The sequence below is a fragment of the Sphingomonas sp. Leaf357 genome (assembly GCF_001423845.1).
GTDB lineage: Bacteria > Pseudomonadota > Alphaproteobacteria > Sphingomonadales > Sphingomonadaceae > Sphingomonas.
The window spans coordinates 2,397,300-2,411,017 of sequence record NZ_LMPM01000001.1 but is presented as its reverse complement, the minus strand read 5'-3'; the positions used below and the strand labels follow the sequence as shown (position 1 = coordinate 2,411,017).

The window sequence follows — 13,718 nt, the reverse complement described above, 5'->3', positions numbered from 1 at the left end:
CAGCCGGCGGCGGCGAAAAGCGATTCTCACTTCGCGCGCTTCGCCGCCGCCAGCGCCCGCTCGCGGCCTTCGCGGTGGCCGATGATCTTGGCCGGATAGTCGTTCGGGCGGCAGCCGGTTTCGTCGGGATCGTGGATCGCGGCATCGCTCAGGCCCGCCAGTTCCGGCACCCATTCGCGGATATAGTCGGCGGCATCGAACTTCGCCGACTGGCCGAGCGGGGCCATGATGCGGACGAACATGTTGGAGTCGATCCCCGTGCCCGCCGTCCATTGCCAATTGACCGTGTTCGATCCGTAATCGGCATCGCACAGGCAATCCCAGAACCATTCCTCGCCACGCCGCCAGTCGATCAGCAGATGCTTGATCAGGAAGGACGCGGTGATCATGCGCACGCGGTTGTGCATCCAGCCGGTGGCCCACAGCTGCCGCATGCCGGCATCGACGATCGGATAGCCGGTGCGGCCCTGCTGCCATGCCTTCAGATCGACGTCGGCCTCGGCACCGGTGCGCCATTCGAGCCGGTCCAGGTTCGGCCGGCCGTTCTCGCGGCCGTAATCGGGGAATTGCAGGATGACGTTCTGAGCGTAATCGCGCCAGGCGATCTCCTTCAGGTAGATCGTGGCGTCGCCCTTGGCCTTCAGGACATGGTGCCAGACGGTGGCCGGGGAGATCTCGCCGAAATGGAGGTGGGGCGAGAGGCGCGAGGTGAGTTCCTCGGACGGCAGGTTGCGGCCGGTGTCGTACTTGGCGGCGTGGGGGATGAAGTCGGCGAGCCGTTCCTTCGCGGCGGCCTCGCCGGGGGTCCATTCCTTGGCGAAGCCGGTGGACCAATCGGGTTTGGTCGGGAGCAGCTTCCAGTCGGCGACCGTGTCGCCCTTTGGCCATTTCGACGGCGCGGGGATGGTGTGCGGCACCTGGGCGGGATGCGGCGGCGGCATCTGATCGTTCAGCGCGCGCCAGAACGGGGTGTAGATCTTGTAAGGCTGGCCCGCGCCGGTGGTGATCGTGCCGGGGGGCGCGAGGTAGTTGCCGTCGTGACAGGCTAGATCGAGCACATTCGCCACCGCGCGCTCGGCATTGCGCCACCAAGGTTCGTAGTGGCGCAGGCAATGGACGCGGGTGGCGCCGGTTTCCTTCGCCAGTTTCTCGAGGATGTCGGCCGCCTTGCCCTGGCGCAGGATCAATCTCGATCCTTTTTCCCGGAGGTGTTGGTCAAGCGACGTCAGGCTGTGGTGCAGCCACCAGCGCGAGGCACCGCCCATCCTTCGGTGCCTGGGCGTGTCGTCGTCGAGGATGTAGACCGGGATCACCGGACCTTCGTGCGCGGCGGCGATCAGGGCGGCGTGATCGGCCAACCGCAGATCGCGGCGCAGCCAGAGAAGGGTCGGGGCGGACTTCATTTTCGATCCCAGAAAGAAGGTTTGATCGCGCTAAGACGCGAAGGCGCGAAGAAGGATCATATTTATGATCGGCGATAATTGTTCGCGAGGCGGCGAACACCATCTTTGAAAGTGGCTGCACCGAAATTCATCAGCAGGCCAATCGGCAGATCCATCAATCTGAGATAGGTGATAACCTGCTTGGCATGAACAGGTGCATAGCTTTCAGTCGATTTCAACTCGATCAGAAGACGATTTTCAACCAGCAGGTCGGCACGGAATGCCTCCTCGATGACCATGCCGTTGAAACGTATCGCGATAGGTTTCTGCCGTTCGACGAAAAGGCCCCGGTCCATCAAGCTCTTGAAAAGACAAATTTCGTAGACTGATTCGAGCAGTCCCGGCCCCAGCGCCTCGTGCAGCTTGAAACCGCAATCGACCGCCACCCGCGCCAAATCTTCCAGCGCATCACTCAAAGGCCTTTTTCCTTCGCGTCTTAGCGCCTTAGCGCGAGCAATCCTTCTACTCCACCCGAGGTTCTTTCTCCACCTGCCAGGTCTGGCCTTGTGACAGGAGCTTCTGCAGGTCGGGCGCCTTGCCCTTCGCGGCTTCGGCGTTCTGGGCGACGACGGCGCTTTCGAAGGTGGGGGCGGGATCGTTGTAGATCACGCCCAGGGCGACCGGGAAGCCGACCAGCGGCATTTCGACCAGCATGTGCGCGATGGCGCGGTTGGTCTGGTTGTGGACGATGACGTCGGCCGCCTTCCAGTCGCCGTCCGCCACATCGACCACCTTCAGGACCAATGCGTCGCGGTCCAGCGCAATGCCCTTTTTGCCGCCGGCGAACAGTAACGGCGCGCCATGTTCGACCCAGAGCTGGCCCAGCGCGGCATTCGCCTTGTCGGTGAAGCCGGCGAAGACGTCGTCGTTATAGACGATGCAGTTCTGGTAGATCTCGATGAAGCTCGTGCCCTTGTGCGCGTGGGCAGCCTTCAGGACCGCGGGCAAATTCTTGTTCACGTCGATCGCGCGGGCGATGAAGCGGCCGCCCGAGCCGAGCGCGAAGGCGCAGGGGGACGCGGGGCGATCGACCGAGCCGAACGGCGTGGACGGGCTGCGCGTGCCGACCCGGCTGGTGGGCGAATATTGCCCCTTGGTCAGGCCGTAGATCTCGTTGTTGAACAGCAGCACCTGGCAATCGAGATTGCGGCGCAGCAGATGCATCGTGTGGTTGCCGCCGATCGACAGCGCATCGCCGTCGCCGGTGATGATCCAGACATCAAGATCGGGATTGGCGAGCTTCACCCCCGTCGCCACCGCCGGCGCGCGGCCGTGGATCGTGTGGAAGCCGTAGGTCTCCATGTAATAGGGGAAACGAGAAGAACAGCCGATCCCACTGACGAACACGGTGTTTTCGGGTTTCACGCCGAGTTCGGGCATCGTCCGCTGCACCGCCTTCAGGATCGCGTAATCGCCGCAGCCGGGGCACCAGCGCACCTCCTGATCCGTCTCCCAATCCTTCGGGCTGGTCTTGACCGGGGTCATCTCGTTCATCGGAGGGGCTTTCGAAGTTCACACAAGGTCACACGAAACCGGGCGGGTCGATCAGGGACAGATGGCGTCGATCGCAGCCTCGATCTCGGCGATCATGAAGGGCTGGCCACTGACCTTGTTGAGCGGTCTGGCATCGACCAGGAATTGATCGCGCAACACCGTCTTCAGCTGCCCGGTGTTCATCTCGGGCACGAGGATGTGATCGTAATTTTCCAACAATGCACCCAGATTTTTGGGCAGCGGCCAGATGTGGCGCAGGTGGATGTGCGCGACGTCCCGCCCGCGCTTGCGGGCGCGGCGGACCGCCTGATGGATCGGCCCGAAGGTCGAGCCCCAGCCGACCACGACCAGATGCCCGTGATCCTCGCCGAGTTCGACCTGCTGGTCCGGCACCGCGATGTTCGCGACCTTGTCGCGGCGGATTTCGGTCATCTTCTGGTGATTGGCCGCACCGTAATCGATGTTGCCGCTGCCGACCGCTTTCTCGATCCCGCCGATGCGGTGGAGCAGGCCGGGCGTTCCAGGCTTTACCCAGGGCCGGGCGAGCTTGTCGTCGCGGCCGTAGGGCTTGAAGCCGCCTTCGGGCACGTCCTCCAGGAACTGGACCGGGAAAGGTTCGTAGCGGCTCATGTCCGGTACCGCCCAAGGTTCGGCGGCGTTGGCGATATAGCCATCGGTCAGCAGCATGACCGGGGTCATATATTGCGTGGCGATGCGCACCGCCTCGATCGCGACGTCGAAGCAGTCGGCGGCGGAGCGTGCAGCGATCACCGGCATGGGTGCGTCGCCGTTTCTGCCGTAGACTGCCTGATATAGATCGGATTGTTCAGTCTTGGTGGGAAGGCCGGTCGATGGCCCGCCGCGCTGCGAGTTGACGATGACCAGCGGCAATTCGGTCATGATCGCGAGGCCCATCGCCTCGCCCTTCAGCGCGATGCCGGGACCGGAGGAGGAGGTGACGCCGAGTTGACCGGCATAGGATGCGCCGATCGCCGACGCGATCGCGGCGATCTCGTCCTCGGCCTGGAAGGTGGTGATGCCGAACTCTTTCAGGCGGCTCAGATGATGCAGGATCGCCGAGGCCGGGGTGATCGGATAGCCGCCGAAGAACATGCGGATCCAGGCCAGTTGCGACCCCGCGACGAGCCCCATCGAGATCGCCTCAGCGCCGGTGACGGTGCGGTACAGGCCGGGAGCGACGGGCGCGACCCCGATATGATGCTGCCTGAACCCTTTGTCCCCAAGCCCACCGCCGGAGATTTCGGCCGTCTCGCCGTAAGCATGGCCGGCGTTGAGCGCCGCGATGTTCGCCTCGGCCAGCACCGGCATCTTGGCAAACTTGGCCTTCAGCCAGTCGACGATCGGCGCGCGGTCGCGGTCGAACATCCACAGCGCCAGGCCCAGCGTCCACATGTTCTTGCAGCGCAGCGCCTCCTTGTTGCCGAGGCCGAACGGCTTCACCGCATCCAGCGTTAGCTGCGAGATGTCGAAGCTCAGCACCTGCCATTTGGCGAGGCTGTCGTCGGTCAGCGGGCTGGCGTCATACTTGGCCTTGTCGAGGTTGCGCCTGGTGAATTCGCCGGCATCCGCGATGATCAGGCCGCCGGGCTTGAGTGCATCGACGTTCACCTTGAGGCCCGCAGGATTCATCGCGATCAGGACGTCGGGCTGGTCGCCGGCGGTCTCGATCGCGGTCGATCCGAAATTGATCTGGAAGGCGGAGACGCCGAACAGCGTGCCCTGCGGCGCGCGGATCTCGGCGGGAAAATCGGGGAAGGTCGCCAGATCGTTGCCGGCGAGCGCGGTGGACAAGGTAAATTGTCCCCCCGTCAGCTGCATGCCGTCGCCCGAATCCCCCGCGAAACGCACGACCACCGACTCCGCGGGCGGATGAGCGGTCGACTCCTCGGACGTCACGTCATGGACGGCGCTGGCCATATCTCACTTCCTAAGTCGCACCCTCTCTGACGGAAGGTGTTGGCGGACAAGGTAGTTTGGTTGGGGCAGCGTGCAACGGTTTCTTTTTTTTGGGTGGGATAGTGCCGCGAGCGCCAAGTCGAACCCGTCTGCCCTGAGCTTGTCGAAGGGCTGCCCTTCTTCGTGCCGGAGCAATTGCCGGGCGAAGAGAAGGGCAGTGCTTCGACAGGCTCAGCACGGACGGGGATAGATGGACAGGTGCGAGTGAAAAACAAAAAGGCCGCCGCTCTTGCGAGCGGCGACCCCGAGTTGGTCGATCTGGGAGGATCAGACGGCGTAGGAGACGCGCGCGCTCGAACGGCGGCGCATCGCGGAACCGATCATGCCGAAGCCGGCGATCATCATCGCCCAGGTGGCCGTTTCCGGCACGGCGGAGGCGGCGGTGACGGCGGAGAGCGAGAAATCGTCGACGGCCAGACCATCATCGGCACCGGTCGGATCGGAATCGATCCAGCGGAACGCGAAGCTCTGGCCGTTGGTGATCGTCAGGCCGCTCAGCAGGGCGCTGAGCGCGGTGCGGTTGGCGGCGGCATTGCCGTCCAGTGCACCGACCACGGCGTTGCTCGGCGACAGGAATTCCAGAGCCGCCAGCGAAATCCACGCCGTGCTGTTGTCGGCATCGGCAATGTTGGTCGAGGTGAGCGAATATTGGAAGACGAGCGAATCGACCGATGCGCTGCCGTTGCGCCACTGTTCACCGGTGTAGCCGATGTTCAGGCCGGTGATCGTCGCGCCCGTGGCGTTGGTGAACACCGCGCCGAACGACGGGATCAGCGTGCCGCTGCGCAAGGTGCCGAGCGCACGATCGGCGGCGGTCGACCCGAAGCTGTAGACGTCGCCGCTGGTGCTGCTGCCGGTGCCGGCGGTGTAGACGCCGTTGGAATTGGTGCCGGTCTCGGTCACGATCCAGCCGGTCGGCAGCGTGCTGCTGGTGCCCGAAGACGCGAGCGTGTTGAAGTTCTGCGTGTAGCCGCCCGTGCCGAGCGCGACCGAGCCGCTGCCGTATACGAAATCGGCGGCGAAGGATGGTGCGGCGGCGAACAGCAGTGCAGCCGCGGTTGCGCCGCGAGCAGCGATCGAAAGACAAGTCATGATAAAGGACCCCGTTGTGTAAGAACTGGATGCGGCGTTCGCATCTGCATCGCCTGCTAAAGGTCTAATGCGTAAGTATTATGACTTTTTTAACCTTTCGCGTCGACCCCGGAAATGACACCGAAATGTCGTCCCAGAACGAGAATGGCGCGCACGTGGCGCCTGGCGATTTCCAGCGCGTCGGTGCCGTATCCGCCACCGACCGTACTCGCCAGCGGGAGACCTCGCGACAGCGCCAGCCGGGCGATCAGCGCTTCGCGCGCGTCCAGCCCCTCCTGCGTGAGCGCCAGCCGGCCGAGCCGATCGCCGGCGAACGGATCGACGCCGGCCTGATAGAGAATGAGATCGGGCGCGACCTGATCGACGAGTGGTGTCAGGGTGCGTTCCAGCGTTTCGAGATAGGCCCGATCTCCGGTTGCGTCGGCCAGCGGCACATCCAGCGTCGAGCGCGCCTTGCGCACGGGGAAGTTCTTTTCGGCATGGATCGAATAGGTCGCGATGCCGGGCCGCCCGGCGGTGAGCGCGGCGGTGCCGTCGCCCTGATGCACGTCGCAATCGACGATCAGCGTGCGGATTCCCTCGCGCTCCAGTTGCACGGCGGCGATGGCGAGATCGTTGAAGACGCAGAAGCCGGCGCCGGTATCGGCGAGCGCGTGGTGGCTGCCGCCGGCCGTGTTGGCGGCGAAGCCCCTGTCGAGCGCCAGCCTGGCGGCGAGGTACGTGCCGCCGGGCACGACGCGGGCGCGACGGGCGACCTCTGCCGTGACGGGGAAGCCGAGACGCCGCTCCTTTTCGCGCGGCACACGGGTTTCCAACACCTCGGCGACATAATCGGGATCGTGCACCGCTTCGAACCAGGCGAGGGGTACGGGCTCGGGCGTGTGCCAGTCGATCGCCTCGCCCCGTTCGCGCAACAGGTCGCGGATCAGGCCGTTCTTGTTCCACTGATAGGGGCTGCGCGCTGGGGCCGGCGCGACATAATCGGGGTGGTGGACGATTGCGATCATCCTGCTTACCTAGGTGTCAGCAAGCGCCCACGCCAGCTATGGGGCCGAGGAGAGACCATGACCGAACCGTTCGTCCGTGCCGATACCAAAGCGTTCCTCGCCTTTCTCAACGCCATGCCCGGCCCGAAGATGCACGAACTGGATGCGCCGGCGGCGCGCGCGCAATATGTCGCGATGAAGGACATCGCCGATCCGCCGGTCGGGGTGCTGGGTACGCGGCTGGACCTTTCGATCCCCGGCCCGGCGGGCGATATCACCGCGACTTTGTTCGATCCGCGCGCGTCGCGGGAGCCCGGGCCGGCGGTCGCCTTCTTCCACGGCGGCGGGTTCGTGATCGGCAATGTCGAAACGCATGCCAGCTTCTGCGCGGAGATGGCGCGGTCCCTGGATCTGTCGGTGATCTCGGTCGACTACCGGCTGGCACCGGAGGCGCCCTGGCCGGCCGCGCCGGACGATTGCGAGGCGGCGGCGCGCTGGATCGCGGAGAGCCCGGCGGACCTGGGTCGTGCCGTCACCAGCCTGATCGTGGCGGGGGACAGCGCGGGCGGCAATCTGGCGATCGTCACCGCCATGGCGCTGCGCGATGCGCCGGCGAAGGTTCCGGTGATCGCGCAACTGCCGTTCTATCCGGCGGCCGACATGAGCCGCGAATTTCCGTCATTCAGCGAATTTTCCGACGGCTATCTGCTGACGCGCGCGGGGATGGAATGGTTCAACCAGGCCTATCTCGCGGAGCTGGAGCATGTCCGCGCTTCGCCGCTTCAGGGCAGCGTCGCGGGTCTGCCGCCGGCCGTGGTGGTGACGGCGAGCCTGGATCCGATCCGCGATCAGGGCCGCGCTTATGCCGCCGCGCTGGCCGAAGCGGGCGTGCCGGTGGTGTTCCGCGAGGCGAAGGGCAATATCCACGGCTTCATCACGCTGCGTCAGGCGATCCCGTCGTCGGTGGGCGACGTGGCGGGAGCGTTCGCGGCGCTGAAGGCGATCGTGGTGGAGGCCGAGGGCGAGCGGGTTATGGCGCAGGCTGCGGCCTGAGCTACGCCACGCCCTCTGCCGTCCGTGCTGAGCCTGTCGAAGCTCTGTCTTTCTTGGCCCGAAGAAAGGGCAGTGCTTCGACAAGCTCAGCACGGACGGATAAGGAAAGCAGCACGGACGGCTAGAGAAAGAGTTATGATCGATCCCGACACCCTGCCCTATCGCCCGTGTGCCGGCATCATGCTGCTCAATCGCGAGGGGCAGGTGTTTGTCGGACAGCGCCTGGATGCGACGGTCGAGGCGTGGCAGATGCCGCAGGGCGGGATCGACCGCGGCGAGGATGCGGAAACCGCCGCGCTGCGCGAACTCGGCGAGGAAACCGGCATCGCGGCGGAGATGGTCGAGCTGATCGCGATCGCCCCGCATGATCTGAACTACGACCTGCCACCGGAGTTGGTCGGCAAGGTGTGGAAGGGCAGGTATCGCGGGCAATCGCAGCGCTGGTTCCTGTATCGCTTCTTGGGCGAGGACGGCGACGTCAACATCGCCACCAAGCATCCGGAGTTCAGCACATGGCGCTGGATCGATCCGTCGGAGCTTCCGGGCGTGATCGTGCCGTTCAAGAGGGAATTGTACCAACAGGTGCTGGCGACATTCGCCAGTCATTTGTCGGAGCGATGAAACGAGGCTTACTTGCGATGGAACCGATGTAATTCCTGCGATGGTTGCGGTATCGGAATGGTCATGCGCGCACTGCTGATCCTAGTCCCCCTGCTCCTGGCCAATGCGGACATCCCGCCGCAGATCCGGACGATGCTGGACGCGGCGATCGCCGGGGGAAACCCGTCCGAAGTGGCGATCGTCGAGAAATATGCCCGCAACGCGGCACCCGACAGCGCCGATGCGATCAGCGCGCTCGCCGATAGCTGGCGGCATGAACGCGAAGAGAAGCGTCTGGCGCAGATCCGCAACGCGGGGCCGCTGCAATTGTGGACCGGCAATGCCGAGATCGGCGGGTATCTCACCACCGGCAATACCGAGAATATCGGCGTCACGGGCGCGCTGAACCTAACGCGCGAAAGCCTGGACTGGCGCCACAAGTTGCGGCTGGCGGCGGATTATCAGGAGAGCCTGGGGCTGGTCAGCCGCGAACGCTATGTGGCCGCGTACGAGCCGAACTACAAATTCTCCGATCGCGGATATGTTTACGGCGCGGCGCAATATGAGAGCGATCGCTTCCTGGGATACGATACGCGCATCTCCGCCTCGCTCGGGGCGGGTTACAGCGCGATCAAGGCACCGGGCGCGACGCTCAACCTCGAACTCGGGCCGGCCTATCGCCGCACCGATTTCACGGATTCTAGTCACGAGAGCGCCTTCGCCGCGCGCGGATCGCTCGATTTCGGCTGGAAGCTGTCCAACGCGATCTCGCTGACCCAGGCCGCCTCGGCCTATGTCCAGCAATATAACAGCACCGTGACCGGCACGACCGCGCTTAACGCGAAGCTGATCGGGCCGCTGGCGGCGAAGATCTCGTACAGCGTGCAATATGAGAGCATGCCCCCGATCGGGCGGGTGGGCACGGACACGACGAGCCGCGCTTCGCTGGTGTACAGTTTCTAGCGCGGGGCCGGGACCGACCCCCTGCCCGTTCGTGCCGAGCTTGTCGAAGCACGTGCCCAACGCGCCTCCCGTGCCTGGCGCACGCCCTTCGACGGGCTCGGGGCGACGGAATGCGGGGGGTGGTCTCGGACGATCGACCTAGCGCGGGGGGTGGAGCGATCGGGCCGGAGCGGCTAGGCTCGCGCCGATGACGTCTCTCACCACCATCGAACAGGATCTGCTGGACACCGCCCGCGCGCAGCCGATGCTGGCGCAGGTCGAGCGCTGGGCGGCGATCAATTCCGGCACGCGCAATCTGGTGGGCCTCGCCCGGATCGCCGGGAAACTGGCCGATGCCTTTTCCGCGCTGCCCGGCGAGATCGCTTTGGTCGCTCCGGCTACAGCCGAAAGCGTCGGCACCGACGGGTTCGTCTCGGCGATCGAACATGGCCGGCACCTTCACCTGAACGTCCGCCCCGATGCGCACGTGCGGATGCTGTTCACCGGGCATATGGACACGGTCTATCCGAGCGATCATCCGTTCCAGACGCTGACGATGCGGGACGACGGGACGCTGAACGGCCCCGGTGTCGCCGATATGAAAGGCGGCCTCGCGCTGATGCTTGCCGCGCTGACCGCGATCGAGGCATCGCCGTACGGGGCGAAGATCGGGTATGAGGTGCTGATCAATTCCGACGAAGAGACCGGCTCCTTCTCGTCCGCCGCGCTGATCGCGCAGGCCGCGCGCGGCAAGGTCGCCGCGCTGACGTACGAGCCTGCGCTGCCGGACGGCACGCTGGCCGGGGCGCGCGGCGGGACGGGGAATTTCTCGATCGTCGTGCACGGCCGCAGCGCGCATGCCGGGCGCAATCCCGAAGAGGGCCGCAACGCGATCCTGGCCGCCGCCGATATCGCGCTGCGCCTCGCCGACGCACGGGGCCCGCGCCTCGCGGTGAACCCGGCGCGGATCGATGGCGGTGGGCCGAACAATGTCGTGCCCGATCTCGCCGTGCTGCGCGTGAATTTCAGGCCCGCGACCGCCGACGAGATCGCACGCGCGCAGGCGCAGATCGACAGCGCGGTGGCGATGGTCGCGGCCAAGCACGACGTGCGGATCGAAGTGCATGGCAGCTTCAACCGCCCGCCCAAGCCGATCGACGCTGGCGCTGAGAAGCTGTTCGCATTGGTCAAATCGAGCGGCGCGGAGCTTGGGCTCGACATCGGCTGGCGGCACAGCGGCGGGGTGTGCGACGGCAACAATATCGCCGCGTGTGGCGTCCCCGTCGTCGATACGATGGGCGCGCGTGGCGGCGCGATCCATTCGGCGGACGAATTCCTGATCGTCGACAGCCTCGCCGAGCGCGCCGCGCTTTCCGCCCTCACCATCGCGCGCATCGCGCAGGCAGGACGTCTATGACCTTTCGCATCCGCGTCGCGCGGCCCGACGATCTCCAGGCGCTGTACGAAATGGCCAAGCTGACCGGCGGGGGCTTCACCAATCTGCCGCCGGATCGTCGCGCGCTCCGCTCCAAGCTGGAGCGCAGCCAGGAGGCATTGGCCAATACCGACCCCAAGGGCGACGAACTTTTCGTGCTGGTGCTGGAGAACGTCGCGACGAACGAGGTGCGTGGCACCTGCCAGTTGTTCACGCATGTCGGGCAGCGTTACCCGTTCTACAGCTACCGGCTCGGCAACCTGACGCAGCACAGCGCGGCGCTGAGCCGGACGTTCCGCGCCGACATGCTGTCGCTTGCCACCGATCTGGAGGGTTCGAGCGAGGTCGGCGGGCTGTTCCTGCATCCGGGGGAGCGCGCCGGGGGCCTGGGCCTGTTGCTTGCGCGCAGCCGCTATCTGTTCATCGCGCAGCACCGTGCGCGCTTTGCCGACCGCATCCTGGCCGAACTGCGCGGCGTGATCGACGAGGCGGGCGGATCGCCGTTCTGGGACGGGCTGGCCGGGCGCTTCTTCGGAATGAATTTCCAGGATGCCGACCAGTTCAACGCGGTGCACGGCCACCAGTTCATCGCCGACCTGTTCCCCAAGCACCCGATCTACACCGCGATGCTGAGCGAGAGCGCGCGCGCCGCGATCGGCCTGCCCCACCCGAGCGGCCGCGCGGCGATGCGCATGCTGGAGAATGAAGGGTTCGCGCACGAGAATTACATCGACATCTTCGACGGCGGCCCGACGATGACCGCCAAGACCGACCGGGTGCGATCGATCCGCGAGGCCAGGACCGACCGGATCGTCGCGGTGGATGACGATGGCGGCGCGCAGGCGTTGGTCGCGTTCGGCGAACTGGGCAATTTTCAGTGCGCATTCGGCGGCGTGCGCGCGGTGGAAGGCGGGATCGCGATCGACCGGGCGTGCGCCGGCGCGATCGGGGCGGAGGCGGACGACGTGGTGATGCATGTGGGGCGGGTTTAGGAAATGCCCGTTCGTGCTGAGTAGGGACTGAGTAGCCGAAGGCGTATCGAAGGCCCGTATCGAAGCATCGCTGCAAGAGTGGAACGGTCCTTCGATACGCGTCTTCGACAAGCTCAGCCGCTACTCAGGACGAACGGAGATTTGGGAGACCGCATGCTTACCGAAATCAACTTCGACGGGCTGATCGGGCCGAGCCACAATTATGCCGGCCTCAGCCCCGGCAACCTCGCCGCGACGGGCAATGCCGGGCGCGTGTCGCGGCCGCGCGCCGCCGCGCTGGAGGGGATCGCCAAGATGCGCGCCAACATCGCGCTCGGGCTGACGCAAGGAATCCTGTTGCCGCATGCCCGGCCGGACCATCGCTGGCTGGACAGCCTCGCCACGCGCTATAGCGACGCGGTGCCTCACCTGAAGGCGCAAGCGCTGTCCGCGTCGGCGATGTGGGCGGCGAACGCGGCGACCGTCTCGCCGGCCGCCGACAGCGCGGACGGGCGGTGCCATCTGAGCGTCGCCAACCTGGTGACGATGCCGCATCGCAGCCACGAATGGCCCGAAACGCTGGCGCAGCTCCGCCTAGCCTTCGCCGATCCCGGCTTCGCGGTACACGGCCCCGTCCCCGCCCCGTTCGGCGACGAGGGTGCGGCGAACCATATGCGGCTGTGCACGGAGCATGGCGCACCGGGCGTCGAGGTGTTCGTCTACGGCGTGTCCGGCGGCCCCTTCCCTGCGCGCCAACATATCGAGGCGAGCGCCGCCATCGCGCGCCGCCACGGCCTCGATCCGGCACGCACGATCTTCGCGCAGCAATCGGTCGCGGCGATCGCGGCGGGGGCGTTCCACAACGATGTCGTCGCGGTCGCCAACGAACGCGTGTTGTTCGCGCACGAACAGGCGTTCGAGGATCGGGGCGGTTTCCATGCCGAGTTGCGCGCGAAGCTGCCCGAGATCGAGATCGTCGAAGTGCCGGCCGCCCGCGTCAGCCTGGCCGATGCGGTGTCGTCCTATCTGTTCAACGCGCAAGTCGTCACGCTGCCGGGCGGCGGCGGGATGGCGCTGATCCTGCCGGGCGAGGCGCGCGAGAATGACGCGGTATGGGGCTGGTTGCAGGACATGGTTGCCGGCAACGGGCCGATCCGGCGGCTGGAGGTGGTGGACGTGCGCCAGTCGATGGCGAATGGCGGCGGGCCGGCATGCCTGCGCCTGCGTGTCGTCGCCGATCCGGCACGGGTCGATCCGCGCTTCCTGGTCGACGATGCCAGGCTCGATATGATCGCGAGCGTGGTCGAGGCGCATTGGCCCGAAACGATCGACATGGGCGATATCGCCGATCCCGCGGTGATCGCGCGGATCGAAGCCGCGCGCCGCGCGCTGCTCGACGCGCTCGGGATCGTCGAATTCATTTACACTTAACCCTGTTCGTTAAGGCGGGATGACGCGTTTCCGCGCTTGGCCCGATGATTGCTTAAGACACGAGCATGTGGACCAAATTCGCCAAGCTGTTCGTCATCAAGACGAAGTTCGAAGCCTTTCTGGTGATCTATGGCCTCGGGCTCGGCGCGGTCGAGCGGGGCGTGCATTATCTCGAGCAATATCCCGGCTATGGCGGCTGGATGCTGTTCGCCTGCTGCCCGATCGCGGTGTTCATGGCGGGCGCCCGCATCCTCGATTCCCTCGAACGCCAACGCACTGATTGAGCGCGATTTAA

Annotated in this window: 13 protein-coding genes; 7 read left to right on the top strand and 6 right to left on the bottom strand. The window is 65.7% G+C overall.

The window, feature by feature from the left end:
- Positions 1-26: 26 nt before the first annotated feature.
- The 6 genes from ASG11_RS11305 to ASG11_RS11280 all read right to left on the bottom strand — a co-directional run bounded on the left by ASG11_RS11305 (position 27) and on the right by ASG11_RS11280 (position 7,012).
- Positions 27-1,403, bottom strand: a complete 1,377-nt coding sequence (locus tag ASG11_RS11305) for a cryptochrome/photolyase family protein (RefSeq protein WP_055779105.1) — start codon at positions 1,401-1,403, stop codon at positions 27-29.
- A 62-nt stretch (positions 1,404-1,465) separates the two neighbouring features.
- Positions 1,466-1,858, bottom strand: a complete 393-nt coding sequence (locus ASG11_RS11300) for a GxxExxY protein (RefSeq protein WP_055779102.1) — start codon at positions 1,856-1,858, stop codon at positions 1,466-1,468.
- 46 nt (positions 1,859-1,904) lie between these two features.
- Positions 1,905-2,936, bottom strand: coding sequence for a 2-oxoacid:ferredoxin oxidoreductase subunit beta (locus ASG11_RS11295; protein ID WP_055779098.1), 1,032 nt, complete (start codon positions 2,934-2,936; stop codon positions 1,905-1,907).
- A 51-nt stretch (positions 2,937-2,987) separates the two neighbouring features.
- Positions 2,988-4,874 (bottom strand): 2-oxoacid:acceptor oxidoreductase subunit alpha, encoded by a 1,887-nt coding sequence (locus ASG11_RS11290; RefSeq protein ID WP_055779095.1) that lies wholly within the window; start codon positions 4,872-4,874, stop codon positions 2,988-2,990.
- A gap of 306 nt (positions 4,875-5,180) precedes the next feature.
- Positions 5,181-6,005 carry a PEPxxWA-CTERM sorting domain-containing protein gene (locus tag ASG11_RS11285; RefSeq protein WP_055779093.1) on the bottom strand — a complete coding sequence of 275 codons (825 nt, stop codon included), beginning with the start codon at positions 6,003-6,005 and terminating at the stop codon, positions 5,181-5,183.
- Between the two features lie 89 nt (positions 6,006-6,094).
- Positions 6,095-7,012: a histone deacetylase family protein gene (locus tag ASG11_RS11280; RefSeq protein ID WP_055779090.1), complete on the bottom strand. Its 918-nt coding sequence runs from the start codon at positions 7,010-7,012 to the stop codon at positions 6,095-6,097.
- A gap of 57 nt (positions 7,013-7,069) precedes the next feature.
- Between ASG11_RS11280 and ASG11_RS11275 the strand changes: the two genes are divergently transcribed.
- From ASG11_RS11275 to ASG11_RS11245, 7 genes are all read left to right on the top strand, one after another.
- Positions 7,070-8,044 carry an alpha/beta hydrolase gene (locus ASG11_RS11275; RefSeq protein ID WP_055779088.1) on the top strand — a complete coding sequence of 325 codons (975 nt, stop codon included), beginning with the start codon at positions 7,070-7,072 and terminating at the stop codon, positions 8,042-8,044.
- Between the two features lie 135 nt (positions 8,045-8,179).
- Complete coding sequence (locus tag ASG11_RS11270; RefSeq protein ID WP_055779086.1) at positions 8,180-8,665, top strand: RNA pyrophosphohydrolase; 486 nt, start codon at positions 8,180-8,182, stop codon at positions 8,663-8,665.
- 63 nt (positions 8,666-8,728) lie between these two features.
- A complete protein-coding gene (locus ASG11_RS11265) occupies positions 8,729-9,607 on the top strand; it encodes a DUF481 domain-containing protein (protein ID WP_055780757.1) in 879 nt (292 codons plus the stop codon).
- Positions 9,608-9,794: 187 nt separating this feature from the next.
- A complete protein-coding gene (locus ASG11_RS11260) occupies positions 9,795-11,003 on the top strand; it encodes a hydrolase (protein ID WP_055779083.1) in 1,209 nt (402 codons plus the stop codon).
- The gene (locus tag ASG11_RS11255) at positions 11,000-12,013 is read left to right on the top strand and encodes an arginine N-succinyltransferase (protein WP_055779080.1); all 1,014 of its coding nucleotides are present in this window, start codon (positions 11,000-11,002) and stop codon (positions 12,011-12,013) included. Before ASG11_RS11260 ends, ASG11_RS11255 begins: the two co-directional genes overlap by 4 nt.
- A gap of 153 nt (positions 12,014-12,166) precedes the next feature.
- On the top strand, positions 12,167-13,423 hold the full coding sequence (locus tag ASG11_RS11250; RefSeq protein WP_055779078.1) for an N-succinylarginine dihydrolase: 1,257 nt from the start codon (positions 12,167-12,169) through the stop codon (positions 13,421-13,423).
- A 65-nt stretch (positions 13,424-13,488) separates the two neighbouring features.
- Positions 13,489-13,707: a hypothetical protein gene (locus ASG11_RS11245; protein ID WP_055779075.1), complete on the top strand. Its 219-nt coding sequence runs from the start codon at positions 13,489-13,491 to the stop codon at positions 13,705-13,707.
- The last annotated feature ends 11 nt before the right edge of the window (positions 13,708-13,718 follow it).

What these genes read in the sequence shown, in the direction of transcription:
- ASG11_RS11280 (WP_055779090.1), bottom strand. Translation starts at nt 7,012, where the DNA reads ATGATCGCAATCGTCCACCACCCCGATTATGTCGCGCCGGCCCCAGCG.
- ASG11_RS11290 (WP_055779095.1), bottom strand. Translation starts at nt 4,874, where the DNA reads ATGGCCAGCGCCGTCCATGACGTGACGTCCGAGGAGTCGACCGCTCAT.
- ASG11_RS11265 (WP_055780757.1), top strand. Translation starts at nt 8,729, where the DNA reads ATGCGCGCACTGCTGATCCTAGTCCCCCTGCTCCTGGCCAATGCGGAC.
- ASG11_RS11260 (WP_055779083.1), top strand. Translation starts at nt 9,795, where the DNA reads ATGACGTCTCTCACCACCATCGAACAGGATCTGCTGGACACCGCCCGC.
- ASG11_RS11245 (WP_055779075.1), top strand. Translation starts at nt 13,489, where the DNA reads ATGTGGACCAAATTCGCCAAGCTGTTCGTCATCAAGACGAAGTTCGAA.
- ASG11_RS11275 (WP_055779088.1), top strand. Translation starts at nt 7,070, where the DNA reads ATGACCGAACCGTTCGTCCGTGCCGATACCAAAGCGTTCCTCGCCTTT.
- ASG11_RS11255 (WP_055779080.1), top strand. Translation starts at nt 11,000, where the DNA reads ATGACCTTTCGCATCCGCGTCGCGCGGCCCGACGATCTCCAGGCGCTG.
- ASG11_RS11270 (WP_055779086.1), top strand. Translation starts at nt 8,180, where the DNA reads ATGATCGATCCCGACACCCTGCCCTATCGCCCGTGTGCCGGCATCATG.
- ASG11_RS11285 (WP_055779093.1), bottom strand. Translation starts at nt 6,005, where the DNA reads ATGACTTGTCTTTCGATCGCTGCTCGCGGCGCAACCGCGGCTGCACTG.
- ASG11_RS11250 (WP_055779078.1), top strand. Translation starts at nt 12,167, where the DNA reads ATGCTTACCGAAATCAACTTCGACGGGCTGATCGGGCCGAGCCACAAT.
- ASG11_RS11305 (WP_055779105.1), bottom strand. Translation starts at nt 1,403, where the DNA reads ATGAAGTCCGCCCCGACCCTTCTCTGGCTGCGCCGCGATCTGCGGTTG.
- ASG11_RS11295 (WP_055779098.1), bottom strand. Translation starts at nt 2,936, where the DNA reads ATGAACGAGATGACCCCGGTCAAGACCAGCCCGAAGGATTGGGAGACG.